This is a genomic window from Phycobacter sedimenti (genome assembly GCF_038148855.1).
GTDB lineage: Bacteria > Pseudomonadota > Alphaproteobacteria > Rhodobacterales > Rhodobacteraceae > Phycobacter > Phycobacter sedimenti.
Map to the genome: position 1 here is coordinate 82943 of NZ_JBBVGR010000003.1, position 18645 is coordinate 101587.

General features: G+C 57.2%; 14 protein-coding genes. 6 read left to right on the top strand and 8 right to left on the bottom strand.

The genetic code is table 11. The features are described from left to right. The first annotated feature begins 56 nt into the window (after nucleotides 1–56). The gene (locus tag AADA15_RS06075; protein WP_341640660.1) at nucleotides 57–1553 is read left to right on the top strand and encodes a fused MFS/spermidine synthase; all 1497 of its coding nucleotides are present in this window, start codon (nucleotides 57–59) and stop codon (nucleotides 1551–1553) included. A gap of 309 nt (nucleotides 1554–1862) precedes the next feature. Here AADA15_RS06075 and AADA15_RS06080 read toward each other — a convergent pair whose 3' ends face one another. From AADA15_RS06080 to AADA15_RS06110, 7 genes are all read right to left on the bottom strand, one after another. Then, nucleotides 1863–3434, bottom strand: coding sequence for a tyrosine-type recombinase/integrase (locus tag AADA15_RS06080; protein ID WP_341640661.1), 1572 nt, complete (start codon nucleotides 3432–3434; stop codon nucleotides 1863–1865). A 64-nt stretch (nucleotides 3435–3498) separates the two neighbouring features. Continuing rightward, a complete protein-coding gene (locus AADA15_RS06085) occupies nucleotides 3499–3711 on the bottom strand; it encodes a helix-turn-helix transcriptional regulator (protein ID WP_341640662.1) in 213 nt (70 codons plus the stop codon). A 92-nt stretch (nucleotides 3712–3803) separates the two neighbouring features. Beyond that, a complete protein-coding gene (locus tag AADA15_RS06090) occupies nucleotides 3804–4430 on the bottom strand; it encodes a hypothetical protein (protein WP_341640663.1) in 627 nt (208 codons plus the stop codon). After that, nucleotides 4411–5625, bottom strand: coding sequence for a tyrosine-type recombinase/integrase (locus tag AADA15_RS06095; protein ID WP_341640664.1), 1215 nt, complete (start codon nucleotides 5623–5625; stop codon nucleotides 4411–4413). Before AADA15_RS06095 ends, AADA15_RS06090 begins: the two co-directional genes overlap by 20 nt. Nucleotides 5626–5838: 213 nt before the next feature. Further along, on the bottom strand, nucleotides 5839–7149 hold the full coding sequence (locus tag AADA15_RS06100) for an McrC family protein (protein WP_341640665.1): 1311 nt from the start codon (nucleotides 7147–7149) through the stop codon (nucleotides 5839–5841). Continuing rightward, on the bottom strand, nucleotides 7149–10370 hold the full coding sequence (locus AADA15_RS06105) for a DUF8426 domain-containing protein (protein WP_341640666.1): 3222 nt from the start codon (nucleotides 10368–10370) through the stop codon (nucleotides 7149–7151). Before AADA15_RS06105 ends, AADA15_RS06100 begins: the two co-directional genes overlap by 1 nt. Nucleotides 10371–10376: 6 nt before the next feature. After that, nucleotides 10377–13628 carry a TM0106 family RecB-like putative nuclease gene (locus AADA15_RS06110; protein WP_341640667.1) on the bottom strand — a complete coding sequence of 1084 codons (3252 nt, stop codon included), beginning with the start codon at nucleotides 13626–13628 and terminating at the stop codon, nucleotides 10377–10379. Between AADA15_RS06110 and AADA15_RS06115 the strand changes: the two genes are divergently transcribed. From AADA15_RS06115 to AADA15_RS06125, 4 genes are all read left to right on the top strand, one after another. Beyond that, nucleotides 13512–14762 carry a helix-turn-helix transcriptional regulator gene (locus AADA15_RS06115; RefSeq protein ID WP_341641010.1) on the top strand — a complete coding sequence of 417 codons (1251 nt, stop codon included), beginning with the start codon at nucleotides 13512–13514 and terminating at the stop codon, nucleotides 14760–14762. The two genes, AADA15_RS06110 and AADA15_RS06115, sit on opposite strands and share 117 nt — an antisense overlap. 96 nt (nucleotides 14763–14858) lie before the next feature. Then, the gene (locus tag AADA15_RS06120) at nucleotides 14859–15314 is read left to right on the top strand and encodes a transposase (RefSeq protein ID WP_341640668.1); all 456 of its coding nucleotides are present in this window, start codon (nucleotides 14859–14861) and stop codon (nucleotides 15312–15314) included. Between the two features lie 95 nt (nucleotides 15315–15409). Continuing rightward, nucleotides 15410–15556, top strand: coding sequence for an IS3 family transposase (locus AADA15_RS19290; RefSeq protein WP_437343174.1), 147 nt, complete (start codon nucleotides 15410–15412; stop codon nucleotides 15554–15556). Between the two features lie 91 nt (nucleotides 15557–15647). Beyond that, nucleotides 15648–15878 (top strand): hypothetical protein, encoded by a 231-nt coding sequence (locus AADA15_RS06125; RefSeq protein WP_341640669.1) that lies wholly within the window; start codon nucleotides 15648–15650, stop codon nucleotides 15876–15878. A gap of 87 nt (nucleotides 15879–15965) precedes the next feature. On the opposite strand, the gene AADA15_RS06130 is transcribed toward AADA15_RS06125, so the two are convergent. After that, nucleotides 15966–17162: a phospholipase D family protein gene (locus tag AADA15_RS06130; protein WP_341640670.1), complete on the bottom strand. Its 1197-nt coding sequence runs from the start codon at nucleotides 17160–17162 to the stop codon at nucleotides 15966–15968. Between the two features lie 401 nt (nucleotides 17163–17563). On the opposite strand from AADA15_RS06130, the gene AADA15_RS06135 reads away from it, so the two are divergent. Beyond that, nucleotides 17564–18595, top strand: a complete 1032-nt coding sequence (locus AADA15_RS06135) for an IS110 family RNA-guided transposase (RefSeq protein ID WP_341641011.1) — start codon at nucleotides 17564–17566, stop codon at nucleotides 18593–18595. Nucleotides 18596–18645: the final 50 nt, after the last annotated feature.

An 18645-nucleotide genomic window follows, 5' to 3' on the forward strand; every position in this document is an offset into this window, starting at 1 on the left:
CGGGACCTTTCCTGGTTTCAAATGAACTGCTTGAAACCGGATGTGGAGGCGCTCCCGTGGCACGCGCGACACCCTTATGGCTCCTCGTGACGGCGCAAGGCGTGGTCAGCGCTGCGTCACTTGTCGTGGAAATCGTCGCCGGGCGCATGCTGGCGCCTTATGTGGGCATGTCGCTTTATACCTGGACAGCGGTCATCGCCGTTGTCCTCGCCGGCTTTTCGGCCGGTCACTGGTGGGGCGGTCGGCTGGCCGAGAAACCGGCAGCGGCGGCCCTCAGATGGACCGGGGGTGCGATGCTGGCCGCTGCGATTACGACGGCCGGCGCGTTCCTGATCCTGCCGGCCACGGCGGGTTGGGTTCTTGACGCAGTGCCGCAACCGGTTTGGGGCATCACGGCGCTCACGACCCTTGTATTCTTCCTGCCGTCTTTCTTTGCGGGGGTCCCCGCGCCGGTTCTCGCCATGATTGCGGTGAAAAACGCGGATCGGGCTGGCACGGCACTTGGCGCGATGTTCGCCTCCGGAGCCATTGGCGCGATTGCCGGAACGCTGCTCGCCGGGTTCCTTTTCATCTCCTGGCTGGGCTCGTCCACGACTCTTGTTGTCGTGACCGTGGTCTACCTGGTTTCGGGCCTGCTGTTCTTCCGGTTGGGAGGATGGAGCAGAACCGGCACCGAGTTCCTTGCGTCGCTGCTGGCCGCAGGTTCAGCCGTGCTTGCATTGAATGCTCCTGCCCCCTGCGATCAGGAAAGCCGCTACTTTTGCCTTCGGGTCGAAGACATTTCTGCCGACCCGTCAGACCCGGTGCGCCTCATGGTCATCGACCATCTGGCGCATGGGATCAGCGCAGCGCGGCTGCCCGACATCCAGTTCACGGACCACACTGCGATGCTCGACAGCCTGTCGATGCTTCGCGCCCCGAGGGCTGATTTCACCAGTTTTCACATTGGCGGCGGCAATTATGCCGTGCCACGCGCCTTTGCGGCACGCGGAACCGGGGAAATCACTGTAGCTGAGATCGACCCCGCCGTGACGCAGATGGCAGCTGAGTCTTTCTGGTTCGATCCTGCCTCTGCCACCGTCCTGCACGAAGACGGCCGCCGTGCCCTGCTTGCACGACCGGGACAGCGTTTCGACATCATCATCGGCGATGCCTTCACCGACGTCGTGGTGCCCGTCCACCTTGTGACACGCGAGTTCTTTGAGCTTGCCGCAGACCGGTTGTCAGACGGCGGTAGTTTCCTGATGAATGTGATCGACCATGAAGACAGGCTGCAGGCGCTCGGCTCGATCGTCAGGACCATGCAAACCGTGTTCCCGATTGTCGAGGTCTGGACCGAACAGGTTCAGCCCACACCCGGCGCGCGCATGGTGTTCGTTGTGGTAGGAAGCGATGCGCCGACATCTGAAGACAGCTTTGTCGCGAGTGCGCCCGACCGCAAAAGGTTCGGCGCGCTTGCGGAAGAGATGGTCGCGCGAATGGCGAGTCGAAACGGCCTGATCCTGACCGATGACTATGCACCGATCGACCGCCTCATGAGGCGATCAGATTGATTTTTTGCACGACGTCGAAACCATTTCCGTCAATACCCGTCGCACCCTGCATTAGAGGCAGCAGTTTCTCGCGCGGCGAAAGGCACGTCCGGATTTCGAGCTGACCCGAAGTCTAAAGGGCTGCTTCGGTGAGGCGTACGGCAGCACTGCGATCATTTCCGTGCCCCGGTCAGGTCAGACCCCCGGAGCTCTTCGCATCTGCATCAGCCAGTCCCATCCCGCAGAGCAGGCCTTGCAAGGAAAAACGCGGCGACCCTGAGGCCTGATTGCCTGCTTAACGACGGTTTCCTACCCAGTTTCAACCCCCGCTCATTGCCAGCCAACCTTCGCCAGCAACTCATCCAGCAGCGCAATTTTCTGCGCATCGGTCATTTTGCGTGGCGTAGACCCAACATCCCCCTTGCCATTGGCTATCTCCTCAAAAAGGGCGAAACGTTCTGCCTCGGGGAGTTTCCCATAGTGGATTTCGGTAACTTTCTCGCTTTCGTGGCCCATGTTTTCGGACCAAGCCTTGCGCTGTTGCTGTGTCAGAGGACGGCGGTCGCGCTCGGCGGCAAGCGTGTCCTTGACAGAATGGGGGTTATACTTGGCTTCCCTATCTCGGCAAGCGAGAGCGAAGGCTTTGGCCACGGCATCCTTGGAGGCCATCGGCTCAATCGGAGCCCGCACTGGGTCCCTCAAAGAGGAGCCTCTCTTCAATTCGGGGAGGCTTGGGAACAGTGCATCTTCTTCACGCAGCCCCATGGACTGCATCTGTTCGACCCAATCAACCACGGCGGTGACGAACACTTTGGCGATTGGGAACCAGCTGATCCTTAGGCTCTTGCCATTCTTGGTGCGAGAGGTGGTGGCATCCTGAATGATCTTTCGGCCGTCTTGATCAAAGTGGGCAAGCCTCAATGATGTGATGGTATCCGCGCGCAGCGCCCCAAGGTAAGCAATGGCGAACATCGCCCTGGCTCTCCGGTCCGCGAGGCTCAGCGCTGGCATACCCCGCAAAAGCCCCTCAGCCTCCTCTAGGGAGGCGTAGGCCTTCTCCCCCTTTGGCATTGCCTCTGCGTAGGCCGCCTTAGGCAGCTGAATATAGCTCGGCAGGTCGGCTGGTAGACGTTTGTAGCCGTCCTGTTTGATCAACCATTCCAGAAAGCTCATGATCTGAGAAGCCTGATGCGAAGCAGTGGACCTTGATTTTTGGCCTTCTCCCTTCGTCACCATCGCTCCCTTGAGCGCGCTTCGCACGAGATCCACATCCCGGACAGTAAGTCGGTCGAAGGGCTTTCCTGCCAAAACCTCCTCCATAAACCGGATTGCTGACAGGTGCTGATCGATTGTCTGCTCCGCAAGTCGGCCAGCGTGAACCTGCCAGTTATAGACAACGCGGTCATTTCCGCCCCACCAGTGCGGGCTATCCGTTTCCGCGCTAATCCCAATACCACCGGGGTCTCGCCCAATTCCTTCGTGTAAGGAGTCCACGGTGGTATTGGGATCGCGCAACCGTTCAAACACCACCAAATCGGCGTCAGAAACGAACTTTCTCACTTGGCAGCCACACTCCGAACACTGACCAAATGCCATGCTGGCGCCGTTAGGCACTCGGTTGATAGTGAGGCTGCCTAGCTCCGGAAACACCGCTGACTTACAGCCTGTGCATTTAAACTCCCCAGGATTCAGTCGGGTGCGCAGTCGCTCATGGCGAGCCTTGTGAAACGCCATCACCAGACCGCCACGGAAAACATAGGGGCGCTTGCCATCAGAGGGTCGTAAGCCAGCTTTCCTCCAGTTTGAGATCGTGTTGGCGCTCACTGCATAGGCACGCTGCAAGTCTTCGGTCGAATAGACGCGGTTCTTCTTTAGTCGAATGCCCTTGTAGGACCGGCTCATGTGGCACCGCCAATCACGCAGGATAGGGCGTGCAAATCTTTGAAGAAGGCCGCAAACAGGTGCATCATTTTGCGCCGTCATGAGACGGATCGACACGGTTTGCGGCTAGCCAAGCGTTCAAATCAGCTCCGCGATAGATCACCTTGCGGCCGATTTTGTAATAGGCGGGGCCCACCCCCTTGTGGCGCCATTGTGCCAGTTTGGCTCGATTCCCAAGGAGTTCGAGTTCGGGCTCTCCCAAGGCGTAGCAACGTTCATCTTCAAATAGGTTCGGCACGGTTGGGTTTCCTTTCGCTGATTTGAATGTCAGCGAATGAAGTGAACCTTACCTAGGGAGCGCGGCAGTCCCCGATCTGCAAATCTGGGACTCTAAACATTTGATATATATAAAAAAGAAATCTGCGTTTTTGGGTCTACATATGGCAAAGACGTGCCCTTGGGGCAATTAGAGCTAAGGCCGGAGCGAAACTTCTCAGCGAGGTGAAGCACATGCCACGCCGTCTCCGGATGATCTTCGCAGTAGTCCATCGCCATACCCAAATGCACGACACCGCGATAGGTGTTCCAGATCCTTCGCAAAACGTCCAGATCTCGTGCGCCGCCAACTCCATTTTGCTTCGCGTAGTCCCGCGTCTGCTCCAGCAAGCCACCTTTAACCTGCACTCCTTGGAACCTCTTGGTCTGAATGCTGTCCCACACACGCTTTCCGATATACTCGGCTACATTGAGCTTGCGTTCGTTCTTTCTCTCATATCGTCCGGCAATCTCATGGAAAGTGTGCGCGGCATCTTGACGATATTGCGCAGTTTCAGCGACCCATTGGACGAATTCGGGGTGCGAAGACCTGCTAACAGGAAAGTTTTCCAAGCCGAGACTCACAACTTCATGACGTATGGTATCAATTGCTCTAAGTCGGCCCTCGTCCGTCTCTTCACTGAGCGCCATGCGAAACAGCCCGAGGCATTCAGACTCGGGCTCATTCAGTGGAACTTTCATGCCTATGCCCTTTATTGTTCCCGGAGGTTACAAATTTCGACCAATCGTTCATCAATGAGCGGCGCTTTTCCAGAAGGTCAGACCGTGCATATGCCCGCTCCACATCAGAGCCGACCGTATGCGCCAGGCTCTTCTCTGCCACCTCGCGCGGCGCATTGGCCACTTCCGCCGCCCAGTCCCGGAAGGTGGAGCGGAACCCGTGCACTGTCACCCCCTGCACCTTCATCCGGCGCAGAAGCATCAGCATTGACATGTTGGAAAGTGGCTGATGGCGTTTTTGCCCTTCGAACACAAATTCAGAGCCCATGGCTTTTAGCGGCTCGATAATCGCAAGCATCTCACCCGTAAGTGGCACCCTGTGGTCCTCACCGGTTTTCATCCGTTCTGCCGGGCAAACCCACAAACGGTTTTCCAGATCCAGCTCAGCCCAGCGCAGGCCCAGCACTTCACCGGTTCGTGCCCCGGTCAGGCAAGTAAACATCAGCGCCTTGGCGGACATCGCATTCTTGGTTTCAAGGTCTGCAAAGAACTCTGGCACGTCCTGCCAGCGCATTGCCTCATGGTGTTTGGGCTTGGCCTTGACCTTGGGAAGCACTTGAGCGTCCTTGATCGCTGTGACCGGGTTTTCACCGGAACGAAAACCTTTCGACCTGGCTACATCCAGAACAATCTTGATGCGTTGCGCCAGGCGTCGCGCAGTCTCATGCTTCTCTGTCCAGATAGGTGACAAACACATCAGCACCTCAGGTTGGCCGATGCTGTCAACCGGCATGCGACCTATCTTGGGAAAGGCATAGTCCCGCAGAGTGTTGATCCATTGAGCCCCGTGCTTGGCGTTTTTCCACGTTGGCATGCGATCGATGTGGACCTGTTGCGCCACTTCTTCGAAAGTGCGCACCTCTTGACGCGCATTGAACCTGGGATTCAGCCCCTGTTTTGCCATGCGCCGATATTCGAGCGCTCGCTCCCGCGCCTGATTGAGGGGCACAAGATCCGCGCTGCCCAAACCGAAATCAGTGCGAAGCGGGCCACCCTTTTTGTTCTTTTGCCCTTTGACCACCACGCGCACAATCCATCGGCGCGCACCTGACGGATCAACAACGAGATACAAACCGTTGCCGTCCCCGTGACGCCCAGCGCCGAGATTCTCCACCAGCTTTTTGGTTAGCTTGCCAGAAAGGGCCACTGCATTCATACCACATTTCATACCACTCAATGAACGAGAATAGGCGAAACCGAAAGAAACTCAACTAAAAGCTAGCGGCCGAATAACTGCAATAAAAACAATGAAAAAGGCCGCTCAAAGCGGCCCAGTCAGATCAAACAAAATTGGTAGATGGCGGAGAGGGTGGGACACCCGTCGAACCTTCTCCATCTTGCGCGCCTTCGAAGATGATCGGCGGCTCCGTTAAACTGACAGTTCTGCTGCCAACTCGCTGGAGAGAAGCAAGCTTTGAAGCCGATCAATTATGTTTTCACCATTCGCTACATCAATGCTGGCTATCTCCAATGTTGTCGTTTGACCGGTTATTCGGTGTCTAGCCTGGACAAGCTCTGTTGCACCCAGCCCTGGATGATGTGGATAAAGAAGAGTAAGCCGAGGCGCACAATACAGCTGTGCATAGGCCATCATCTGGTAGACGTCGCCTTGGGAAACTCCTTGTTTTCGATCATCAATGCGGGAGGAAATCCGCTTCCACTTCGTGTCAATCAAATGGATAACCTGCCCCGCACGCCAGATCAGGATATCGGGTTTGGTCTGGAACACAGCGCGTTCATCTTCAAGCGATGTCAGGCAGAACAGTCTCCCGCCCTGTAGAGAGACCCGATACTCCGTGCTTGCCAAGGCGCGTGTGACCAGTCGGCCGACATATTCCTCGAAAAGTGTATTCATCTCAAAGAGAAGCGCAGTACCTCGCCCCGCCCCGGCACTCGTCGTTTGGTAGCGGCTACGCAGAAACAGTTGCGCCATCCCGAACAATTCCTGCCAAGCCCGGTTGGTCCGGTCGATAACGACTTCGTCCCATTTCAGCGCAGACACAGCGACTTCGGCAATATCAGCGTAGACGAAAGCCAATTCGCGCAAGCGCTGTTGGTTGGACGGGCTACGGGACATTCTGAAGAGATGTGCGACCGTGGCTTTCATGATGCGGTTCAGAGCGATGTCCTCAGAGAGCTCATCGAACTTGCAGGCAAGCCGTGAGGGGTTCGCTGCGTGGCGTGTAAATTGACGAGGCAGATTGAGCGTCCCGCGCAACGCCGAAAGGTCTTCCTCTTGGACGATATATCGCCGCGGCATGCCGCGACGAACGGCATCGGTCAGCTTGCTGCAGAAAATGCGGATGAGAATTTCCAGAAGCGTTTCGCGCTGCCAGTCAAGCTCTGTGAATTGGCCTGTCTCCATCTTTAGGTCGAGCGCGACAGCAAGCATGTGAACAAGGCGTTTGCGAATGGCAGCGTTTTGCATTGCTTCACCATCCTGCACCTCGACATCGATCTTAGGAAGGATCTCGAGACTGCACTCGTCGGTCGCCAAGACGCCGACGATACCACGCGCTCGCAGTTCATGGCGCCGATCCTCAAGCACTCCGCCGCCGCTGCCGGCAAAGGTAGATTTCTTGGCGAGCGCCGCGAGACGCTCGGCAAAATGCTCGGGAATGCAGCCGTCCCCTTCGCCGTGGGGCAACGTTTCCCATTCGCGCAGGGTGAAGGCCGGCATCAGGCCGCAAACTCCGAGAAGTCGAATTTGTCTTTGACCGTCCACCGCAGCTTTTCGCTAGAAAAGTCGTCTTCAGTCATGCCTCCGGGTACCGCAATTTGTTTGGCGTCAAGGAAGCGGGCGGGACCGTGAGTAGAGTCGCCAAGAACAGCTGCGACCTTGGACCAGTCCTCATAGAAATACTCAGCCAGAAGCGGGATCACCTTGTCTCGCATGACGCTCTCGATATCCGACCGCGTCTGGCAGCTGGTGAAGTACGCGTGCCCGATTTGATGCTCCCGGTCGAACAGATACTCAATTCGCTCGTTGATCGTAGACAGCAGCTTTTGCAGATCAATACCCTCAACGTTGTTCGACAGAACTAAAGGGTCGGGCATCAGTTCCTTGAAAGAAAACCGGCGGCGTAGTGCTGTGTCCAACAGCGCGATGGAGCGATCGGCGGTGTTCATCGTACCGATGACATGGAGGTTCTGAGGCACGCCAAAGGACTTCTTGGAATAGGGAAGCGTGAGGCGGATTTCGTTGTCCATCCCGAGCCGCTTGTCGGGCTCGAGAAGCGTGATCAGCTCGCCGAAGACCTTCGAGATGTTCGCCCGGTTGATCTCGTCGATGATGAGGACATGCGGTCTTGCCTCGCGATGGACCGGTTCACCGCCGCTATTCATGTAGCTTTCGAGGGCAACGGTATCGAGGCGGGCCCGATCGAGAGCATAGATCGACTTCATGGTGAAGTTGCTATCGTAGATCTCGGAGGCGGGAACCCCATCCCTGTCCACCCAGAGCCATCGCACGGACCGCCGGTGGCAGTATTTCCGGTTGTCCCGCTGCCGGTATTGATATTCGCCCGTGACCTCGCCGATGGCCCGGAACAGGCGGTTACCCTTGGTGACAACGATGATGTCTTCGAAGTCCAACTGGTTACGGAACACGTCCACTTGGCTTACCTGACCCGACTGCAGAGTAACCTTGCCTTCGCGCTCACCTTGGGCACGACAAGCCTCCAGTATCTCCTCGACATCGGAAAACCTGTCGTCGGAGAAGTCGATGTCCTCCCAGCCGAGGAGCGCGTGCCCCTCGGAAATGGCCTCCTCGAACAGGTAGCCCTCCGCGGCCACGTTGGCGCGCGCGATCGACATCTTGAAGACGTGGCGCCCATCGAGGGAAAGGACGTTCTCTCGCGGCACGGTCGGTACGCCCTTCTCCGCACGCTCCGAGATGCGTCTGAAGATCCCGGGGACCGGCTCCAGCCGAAACCCAGTGCCCGCCGAGCTGTCTTCGGAATGATCCGTAGTCGGTCGCAGCCCCTCGACGAACTCCTCGTAGGACATCGACTGGTGGAAGGTCACGAATTCGATGCGCCCTTCGCTCACGAGGCTACGGTACGTGCTCATGAGCTCTGCTCGGCTATTCTGTCCAGTAAAGAAAGCGGCAGCCTCGTCACCCAAGCACAGCCGTACTGCTTCCCATGCCGTCTGATACGTTTTTCCCGTGCCCGGCGGGCCGTAGAGGATCAAGTTTACGGCAGAAGGCGAAGCTTCATTGTTTGTGTCGGTCACGGTGTCCGCCTCCGGTTGGGAATTGAGCGTATATGTGAAAACGGTCGAGCTGCTTGGATTCGGTTCGGTACTCTTGGGCGACGGAACTTGCGCAAGTTTCTGGAATTTTTCACCGCCAAGGGCCTGACAGATGTTCGGGAACGCGTCTTTCTGCCCGATCGCCGTTGCAAGGTCTCCTGCGCGGATGCAGACCTCCTTGGCCGCCTTTTCCCGAGCAGGTTCGATGAAATAGTTCAGGGCGCAAAGCCTGATCCGGTCGGCGCCCTCCATCAGGTGTTCATAGCGCTCAGGGCGCTCGGTGGGCTGATCGTTTTGGTCGACGATGATGTAACCGGCGTTGTGAAGACGGGAAGCAGCATCCGCCTTCTGTCCCCATCCACCGTTTAGTTCTGTCTTGCCGAGAATGAAGCCAATTAGCGGTTTGGTCGGATATACTCGGTTTTCGCGCTCACGCGATGACCGGACCCAATAGTCGCGTGGCTCACCGAAAGCACCAAAGATATCGCTATGCGCCCCGTTCGCACGGTAGCTGTCGTATGCGTCCATCGCGGTTTCAATCTGGGCTCGATCGATTTCCTGGCTCTTTCCGCCTTCCTCCATCGCATAGTTATGGACGACCCAAAGCGCACTTTGAACGTCGATCATATCTCGAGGTGCGAGGCCACGCTCTTCGAATGCCTGACGTACTGCCGTCATAAAGCGCATCTCATCCGCGTATGTCTCGGCAAGCGTTGAATGCTTCGGGAATGGTGTTCCTACTGCTTCGCGCCATAGATCCTGCCGAACCGTATGCCGGATGTAGACTGCCTGATCTGGCCATAGATGAAAGAAAATGAACTCGCCGATCTGCCTCGCCGCGTCTTCCGTGCCTTTCGGCACGGCCTTTTTCCAAATGCCTGCGAAGACGTCGAGCGCCGCCGCGTGTTCTTCCGGTGATCTAAGTGCAGCACGTACAAGCGACGCAACGGCGGGATCGAGAAGCCCGTGGTCAGCATTGCTCTTCGGGCTTAGAGGTTCGCTCGTGCGCCAATCCAAAAGGTTATTAGAGTCAGTCGCTGCGGTGAAAACGGCTACAGTAATCGAGCTGTCATCCCCTGCGCTTTCCAGGGCCGGGCGCAGCTTGTTGATCGTTGCCAGTTTGTAGTTTCGTTCTGCTTCATCAAAATCTGGATCCGGGCGATCGAAGCGTTCGAGGCTTGGAAAGAAGTGTTGCAGACGATCTATCCAGCGCTTCACGGCAGTCGGGTCGAGGTGAAAGTCTCCCGCAAAGCCAAGAGCGGTCAGAGCGGCGCACGCTCTATCAGGATCGAGGTCACCAAGCTTCCAAGCGTCTATGTCTTGAAAACCTTTTGACTTGAGCCCGCTGTGGCGACCTTCACTATCGCTTCCGGATGGCGGTTTCCTGCTGGGATCCAGACCCGCATCCTGCAGAGCACGCACATGGCTTTCATGAAACCAGAGGTTTGGGCGATCGTTCGTGTACTCGAGACAGAGCGGCCGACCCTGCGGATCGATCAGTGGGCCAAGATAGAGGCTTGCATCGTAATCCGGGTTTGGCCGCAGTTTCGAGTTTCGAATGACTTCAAACACTGCACGGCGATTAGCCGAGGGCTTTCGCTTTGTTTCAAGTTCGGAGATGCGGTTTGTGAAACTGCTCCAGTCCATTTTCCCCTATCTCTTTGATTCTGTTTGACAGTTTTTCAGCGCGCATAGCGTGTTGACCAGCTGCATTTGCTCAACAGTATTACACTTTGCCTCACGCAATCGCGGAGCTCCAAATGCCAATGCGAGTCCCTTGGCGCGTGACACCGCGACATTGATGCGGTTCAGAGAAAACAGAAACTCCATCCCGCGCGAGGTTTCTTCGGCGGAAGATGCCGTCATGGAAACCAGGCAGACTGGCGCCTCTTGCCCCTGAAACTTGTCCACGGTTCCGACGCGGACGCCTGAAGGAAGGGCATCCCGCAAAGCGTTTACTTGTGCGTTGTATGGGGCGACGACGATGATGTCCGTCTCGCGCATCGGCCGCGTGCTGCCGTCCTTCTCCGTCCAGCTGCCGTCGAGGAGGTCAGTGACGGTTTTGCCAATAGCGTCGACTTCTTCCTGTGCGATCTGTGCATTTCCCTCATGGGGGACAGGCACCCAGAAAGCTCCGGCTTCGGGGAGCGCCGTGCCTGTCACGCACTGGTGAGCCGTATCAGGATGGCTGGTCAGTCGGCCTTCATAGACCTGCTCCGAGATGAACCGACAGACTTCAGGATGCATACGCCGGGATGTGGGAAGGAAAATGCCCCGTTCGGCTGGAACCGTCGCATGCTCACCGAGCATCCAATCCAGGCACGACAGGTTCGCAGGCTCGGGATGTGCCCCCTGAATGACCTGCGGCAACTGGCGTGGGTCGCCCACGAGGACGATGTTTCGCGCGGCACGCCCCATGGCGACCATGTTGGCAAGTCCGACCTGGCCTGCCTCGTCCACGAACAGCCAATCAAAGGCCTGAACATTTTCGTCGCGCGAGAAGAACCACGCGGTGCCGCCCACGACATGCCCGCTTCTGGCGGCTTCTGCGTTGTCGGTCGTACGATGAACATCGCAATCTTCGGGGTAACCATCCTCGCTGCCAGAAACCTTGTGCACGAGTTCGAGATTGATCGGCAGGTCTTGGTCTTCCAACGCTGAAAGACAGCCCATCAGCACATTCCTGATAGCCTCGTGGCTGTTGGATGCGACGCCGACGCGATGGCCCTTGCGCACCAAAGACAGGATCGCGCGCGCGCTCACATAGGTCTTGCCGGTACCGGGTGGTCCCTGGATCGGCAGGACTGTTCCATCCATGTCATTCACCACGGCAATGGTGCCTGCAACGGGGTCTGCCCCGCCCAGAAGATCGCCCCTTGGACCGACGAAGCGGAGACGCGGCGCTGCGCGCGACAGCAGGTCATCCACGGCCGTGTACCGGCGTGCGCCGCACTGATCGGCAATTAAATCACGCAAAGCACCGGCAATGACGCCTGTCTGGATCGGCCAGTTCGGATGCAGCGTCAGTTTATCCGCCAGAAGATCGGCCTTACCCCGGCCTGCTTTGACGGTGATCTGACGAGCGCGGCGATCCATTGACTCGATCTCAACCGTTGTAGGTGGGCCACCGAATACAGGAACCGTCGCCTTCTTACCGCTCCGCAGTTTCGTTTCCTGTTCGGGATAGGTGTATCGGCGCGCGAAGGATCGCTTGACGGGTTCGACAGGGCCCGCTGCCTCAAGCCCGCCAAGCGCATCGAGATCGTCGAGCAGATCATCTTCGTCCTTCGCAGCGCTATCGAATACGGCCCATTGCGCGGGCTTCACCTCGCGGCTGTGAAAAACGCCGAGGTTGAACAACATATCCTGCCGCGCCTCGGGCAAGCCAGACTCTGCCAGCATGCTCCGCAATGCTTGCGTATCGGCATCCTGTTCGACCTCTTTATCGCCTGCATCCGGGGCAAGTGTCGGCCAAGGGCCACCAGGCCGGATGCCAACCAGCCAGTCGCGCAATTCCTCGGTCGAGATACAATCGACGCGGTTGTAATCCTCGATCTCGTCCAGAATCTGCTGGTCCTGTGTTTCCCGCCAGCGCTCATAGGCCACGACGGAACCACCCGCTGTCTTGACCTCGCCGTCGCGCTTGCGGTCGTAAAAGGCCTCCATCGATTTGATGGAATAGTTCGGCTCCGATCCGATCAGCCCGCCGCGGACCACGGCGAATAGATCGACGAAACGGCGTTCCCTTAGCAGCCGGTCAAGGAAAGCCTCTCCGATCCCATATTTCGTGGTCAGGCGTTTGAGCGCTGTGATCTCGTAGGGCGCGTAGTGATAGATACGCGCATTGGGGTACTGTGAAATCCGCGCGCGAAAAAACGCCAGCAAGTCGGACAATGCCCGCGCTTCTGCGTCGTGGTCATGGGCCCAGAACGCCTTGAACTCCCCGTCGAACCAGATGCCGTGCAGGTATTCAAGGCCGCCCTCGTAGTGTGGATCGCCTTCAATGTCGTAGAACAGGTCACCCGGCTGTGGTTCCGGCAAAAGGTCGAAGCCCTTGCCAGGCTCGGGCGCACGCAGTTCGAAATCCGGTTCCCCGGTTTTGCGGGCCTGCTGCAGGCGGGCTTGAGTGACCAAACGGGCTTGGGTGTTTTCGGCCATTCCGCGCACTGGGTGATCGAGCGTCGAGAGAGCCTCCAATGTGTGAACACCCGCGGCTTCCAACTTCTTCACCTGACCACGGCTGATGTTGGCGACATTGAACAAGCTGTCTTCGGCGTGCCAGACGCTGTTGCAATGTTCGGCCCAGCGGCACAGGCCGCAATCGGCACATGGTATAGGGCGGGTCGACGGTGGATCAGCGACGAAGGCTTCCAGCCGTTGTCGCGCCATCCGAGCATAGGAAGAGTAGTCCGCCAGGCGCAGAGTCGCGCGCGTGCCGTCGCCCAATTCGACATGCGCAAACTCGGGCACCACCCCCTGAATTTCCGCCAAAAGATCGGAATACAGAACCAGCTGAAGCACATGTTTGGGATCGGCCCGACGTTTCAGCTTGGTGTCGGCCACCTCGTAGCTGAACGATCCGAACGCCGAGGGTGTCTCGACACGTTCCAGGAAGTCGGACCAGCCGCCCCAGTTTCCCGACAGAAACGCGCCCTGAAATACGACGTCCGGACCAGCAGCGAGAGCCGCGCGCGTGGCTTCGGCGTTTTCGCCAAGTTTGCCGCGCGCGATTTCCATGACCGTGCGCCCTGCTTTCTTGAGATGTGCAAGGTGCGCCGCCTCATGCGCATCGCCCTGCTTTTGCAACAGTGCTGCGTCCTCGGTGTCTTCTCCCGGCTCCGGGCCCGTTCCGCGCATATGTGCCAGATCAAGGGTGGTCGCATGTGCGCACCCTGTGAAGCGCATGAGATCCGTGGCGGACAAAAATATGCGACCGTCGAGATCCCTCATGGCTACTCCATTACCTATGCAAATCAATCTCCAAGGGAATCACCTCGACAGACCGCAAGGTCATCAATACCGTTTGAGGGTGTCAATTTCTGGCATGGAGATCAAATGTCTTTTGCAAAAGCGCAGGATTTGCTTCGCCTTGCCCAGATGGCGGCCTCTCGCCGAGGTGGCGTCAGCCTCGAGGACATCTGCGCCGAGTTCGATGTGTCGCATCGCACTGCTCAACGGATGACTGAGGCTCTCGAAGCAACTTTCGTGAACGTTTCGACCGCAGACGACGCAGAAAGACGGCGTTACTGGCGGATGGACGCACCCTTGCCGGACCGACTGCAGCCCCGACAGGAAACGGCGATCGAGGCGCTGGAAATTGCGACACGTACCGCACGCGAAGAAGGGCGAATACGGCATTCACGCGCATTGGAGGATCTCCGCGACGGGTTGCTGGCGCGATTGAATCCAAGGGACGCGCTTCGGTCGGAAGCCGATGCAGAGGCAGTGCTGGCTGGATTGGGCCAAGTCACGCGCCCCGGCCCTACCGTCACACTGAAGCCTGCCGTGACAGATGCCGTCATCGAAGCCCTGCGCGGTCCGTTCAGGCTGCGCGTCTGCTATGGCGCTCAGGACGCTGCGCCGCGTGTGATCGAGCCGCATGGCATGCTACTGGGGCACCGCACCTATCTCGTCGCACGGCAACCCGCGCGTGGAGAAGACATCCTGAACTTCCGCATGGATCGGATTCATGAAGCGGAGGTTCTGAACGAAAGCTTCCAACTGGCCTCGGGTTTCTCCTTAGAGACCTATGCCGCTCAGGCGTTTGGTGTCTACCAAGACCCCGAACAATACGGCGAAGTCGTGTGGCGCTTCTCACCGGAAGCCGCTGAGCGAGCCGCCGAATTCCGTTTCCACCCAACCCAAGTTGTCGAGCTTCAGGACGATGGCAGCCTGATCGTCAGGTTCAAGGCGGCGGGCTGGCTGGAAATGGCATGGCACCTCTATCAATGGGGCGACAAGGTCGACGTGTTGGCGCCCCAAGGCTTGCGCGAATTGATTGCGGGCCACCAGAGGTCGGATTTCGACGCTCTGCCATGACCGTATCGAAAAAGGATGAGCTCCCTCCCGAAATTCCGACACTGACGGAAGTTACGGTTTGTTGTCTGCTGGTCTTCGGCGAGAAGGAGATCAGAGGTGTCGAAACGGAAGAACCATTCTCCGGAATTCCAGGCGAAGATTCCGCTAGAGGCTCTGAAGGGTGAACAGACGGTGGCCGAGTTCGCGAGCCGGTTTGGCGTTCACCCGCCGATGATCCACAGCTGGAAGCGGGCGCTGTTGGAAAGTTCATCCGGTGTATTTGAGCGCGGCGGCAGGAAAGCCCCGCAGATCGACGAAGAACAGGTCAAGGAGTTGCACGCCAAGATCGTGGGGCGAGGCCGCGAACGCCGTGCGTTCGAGAGAGCCGCCGAACGCTGTGGCCAACGATTTGTTGTCACGAAAGCTCGAGCCGTGAATCTGCGAGTAAGACGGCAGACGGTTAAGCCCGCCAATCCCCAACGGCCCATTGGCAATCAATGCAAGCTGTTGTCGATCTCACGGTCATCGTCCTATTACCAGCCCAAGGGCGAGACCGCGATGACGCTGATGTAAATACGTCAGATCGACGAGCTGTTTCTGGAAACGCCGCTCTTCGGTGTCCGGCAGCATCTATTGACATCGCGGCGCAATGCCATTTCCGCCAGCGTATGACTTGGCATCTGCGCAACCAAGGCCATCTGGTGAACAAGAAACGCATAAGCCGCTTGATGCGACTGATGGGCCTGATGCCGATCTACCAGAATCCCAACACCAGCATGGCCGCGGGGGGGCAAAAACCCAACCCTATGTGCTGAGGGGGCTAAATGTGACACAACCGAACCAGGTCTGGGCAGCGGGCATTACCTACCTGCCGATGCGGCGTGGGTCCTGTATCTGGTGGCGATCATGGATTGGCATACCCGCAAGGTGCTGGCCTGGCGGTTCTCGAACAGGCTGGCGACTGATTTCTGCGTCGAGGAGCTAAATGAAGCCATCTTCACGTTCAGTCTGCCGGAGACTGGATTAGAGTCCAAGGCCGGTGTCGGGAAGTGGATCGCGTTCTACACCCGTAAACGCCCCCATTTCGCTCTTGGCGGCAAATCACCAGCCGTTGTTTATTTACTGAGAAACGATTAAACATAAACCGATCAGCAGGAGCAAAGAGCAGCTTAACTTACCCCAATATCTGTCGAAACGTTGGGAATTATTTCACCGAAACTGCCTTTAAGGACTGTAGTATATCGCATCCAACATCGCTACGCGTGCATCCCACAGCTCCATTTCAGGCCCTGATGGGCGTTCGGAATTGAACCAAGGCGCCTGATGGACGGGTTCGATAATCCTGTCCCAATAATTATCAAGCGATAGTGTAGTTGGTGAAAAGTTGAGCGCTTCAGCTAGGCCATTTTTATTGGGTCCATCTACGCAAACAAACAAATCTGGGCGTTTCATCGTGATCAAGCGTGTCGCAGAGCCTATCGGATCCCTAGCCTCTAAAGTTTTTCGGAAAGCATCGACATAATTCTCAAATTGATGCCTAGTTACGTCACCTCGCTTGGGAATTTGATCCAAGGCTTCAGCAATTCCCAGTTTCTTTCGTTGAATAGCTTTTGAGAACACGGTGGCCCGGTTCATCGAACCAAACCACCCCCATTCGTGCCCCTCCATTTTTGCCTCAACAGCTTCAGAGGGAGGGAGAATTCCAGCAACACCTTTCCACTCCGCAACCGAAAGATCCATGAAAGATCCGCTCTTAGCAAACATCGATTGGATGGCACGAACCAACTCAATGCGTCTTATAAAATCGTGAAATTTGTCTTCTTGCGCCCGTTTAGAAAAATCGTCCCACGACATGGAGGCTAGCTTAGAGACCGGTCGGCCCCATTGATAAGTTTCATTGGGAAGAACGGGATTTTTCGGCCTTGGTTTTCTACTTGCGGCCTTAGCTTGCAGTCGGTAGCTTGCTGCTAACTCTTTCGTGATGCTACGGCCAAACTGTTTGTATGCCGCAAGCTGATCTCTAATTTCCTCGAAAACAGTCTCATCGGCCTTCCCGCGCATGAAAATGTTTCCTTCAAAATTTCCACCCAGGCCGCCACGAGTGAAGTTGGCGCTGCCAACGATCGCCGCAGCGGATTTTCCTGTTTGGAAGTAGTATATCTTCGGGTGAAAGCATCCAGGAGTGTTTTCCGCGACGTAAGCATTGGGGACGCCCACTAGGTTATCAATTAGATCTGGGTCGCTCGCTGAAAAATCAACACCAAATATCACGATGCCAAATTTTGATTGATTGCTTAGCAATTTCTTCGCAACGGGTGTCCAGTGCCCCCAGGCTACGGCCATTGAGATGAGTTCATGCTTGACGAATAACTTCTTGAGTTGGTTGGATAATTTATTTTCCTTTAAAAAATTTACTTTCATCTTCGCTCTCACACATTCAGGTTAAGCAATTTTAGATACAAGAGGGTCGATAGATCGGATGTGCCAACGTGCTTTATAGCTGGCGAGGTATTCACCCCCACAAACTGTCCGTGTTTTTCAGCGGAATGGGCGCTCTTCGGACATTCAAACCTACCATTGCGCATTCCCAGACCCAGTCCAAGCCGTTGGTCGACCGCCATCAATGATAGACGGACGGGGCACGAGGAACGGACCTGAGCAGCTGCGGCGCCCGCATCCACTGAGTCCAGAAGGCCGTGCCAAAGGCGACCTTGTCAATCCGGTTTCAGTCTGAAGCGGTGCGGATGGCTGAGCTCATGTGATGAACTGCCTTCCCACCAACCCGTTGCTAGAGTGGCGGACATAGGTGGAGAGAGGAGGATCTGACGGACATCAAGGTTCTGGGCATTGATTTCGGCAAGACCGTTTGTAGCCTGGCCGGGTTGGATGAAGTGGGAGCGGTTGTGTTTCGCAAACGGCTCCAGCGGCATCGGCTGCTGGACTTTCTTGATGTGCTTCCGCCCTGCGTGGTTGCGATGGAAGCTTGTGGCGGGGCACACCACATTGGGCGCTTTTGTGTTGAGAGGGGACATGAGCCTCGGTTGATGTCGCCGCTCTATGTCCGGCCCTATGTGAAGGTTCACAAGAACGATGACCGTGATGCGGAGGCCATTGCCGAAGCCGCGACGCGCCCGACGATGTCATTCGTTGCGATCAAGTCGGAAGAGCAGCTTGATCTTCAGGCCATGCACCGTGCGCGGGAACGTCTCGTGTCGGACAGGACGCGCTTGATCAATCAGGGCCGCGGTTTCCTGATAGAACGCGGGATCCGGGTAGGAACCGGGCGCCACGTCTTCCAGAAGGAATTGGACAGATTGGCCGCAAAGGGCGCTGCTGATCTATCACCCCGTATGCTCCTGCTCGTGACTGACATGGCGTCTGAACTGAGCGGGATCAACAACCGGGTCGCAGCCATTGATGCCGAGATCAAGGCGTTGGCCAAAGCGGATGCAGATACGCAGAGGCTGATGGAAATTCCGGGGATCGGTCCCACGATTGCCACGGCACTTGTGGCTGCCGTCGGCACGGGCAGCAGCTTTGGTAAGGGGCGTGATCTCGCCGCATGGCTTGGCTTGGTGCCACGGCAGGTCACGACAGGTGGCAAGGCCAAGCTGATCGGCATCTCGAAACATGGCAATCGATATTTGCGAAAGCTCTTCATCGACGGAGCTCGAACGGTTCTGCATCTCGTGCGAGATAGGACGTCGCCAATAACGGCCTGGGTAGACTGCCTGAAGGAGCGAGCGCATGTGAACGTCGCGGCAGTCGCCATGGCCAACAAGATGGCGCATATCGCCTGGGCTGTTCTGACGAAGAAAGAGAGATATCGGCCAAATGCCATGAGCGGTCTGTAGTCGGTCAAACGCGCAACCGGACAAAGGGATCTGCGAGCGAGGAGGAGATG

Bases quoted from the DNA above. Each gene is read 5' to 3' on its own strand.
- AADA15_RS06080 (WP_341640661.1), bottom strand. From the start codon at position 3,434: ATGAGCCGGTCCTACAAGGGCATTCGACTAAAGAAGAACCGCGTCTAT.
- AADA15_RS06090 (WP_341640663.1), bottom strand. From the start codon at position 4,430: ATGAAAGTTCCACTGAATGAGCCCGAGTCTGAATGCCTCGGGCTGTTT.
- AADA15_RS06095 (WP_341640664.1), bottom strand. From the start codon at position 5,625: ATGAATGCAGTGGCCCTTTCTGGCAAGCTAACCAAAAAGCTGGTGGAG.
- AADA15_RS06100 (WP_341640665.1), bottom strand. From the start codon at position 7,149: ATGCCGGCCTTCACCCTGCGCGAATGGGAAACGTTGCCCCACGGCGAA.
- AADA15_RS06105 (WP_341640666.1), bottom strand. From the start codon at position 10,370: ATGGACTGGAGCAGTTTCACAAACCGCATCTCCGAACTTGAAACAAAG.
- AADA15_RS06110 (WP_341640667.1), bottom strand. From the start codon at position 13,628: ATGCGCTTCACAGGGTGCGCACATGCGACCACCCTTGATCTGGCACAT.
- AADA15_RS19290 (WP_437343174.1), top strand. From the start codon at position 15,410: ATGACTTGGCATCTGCGCAACCAAGGCCATCTGGTGAACAAGAAACGC.
- AADA15_RS06125 (WP_341640669.1), top strand. From the start codon at position 15,648: ATGGATTGGCATACCCGCAAGGTGCTGGCCTGGCGGTTCTCGAACAGG.
- AADA15_RS06130 (WP_341640670.1), bottom strand. From the start codon at position 17,162: ATGAAAGTAAATTTTTTAAAGGAAAATAAATTATCCAACCAACTCAAG.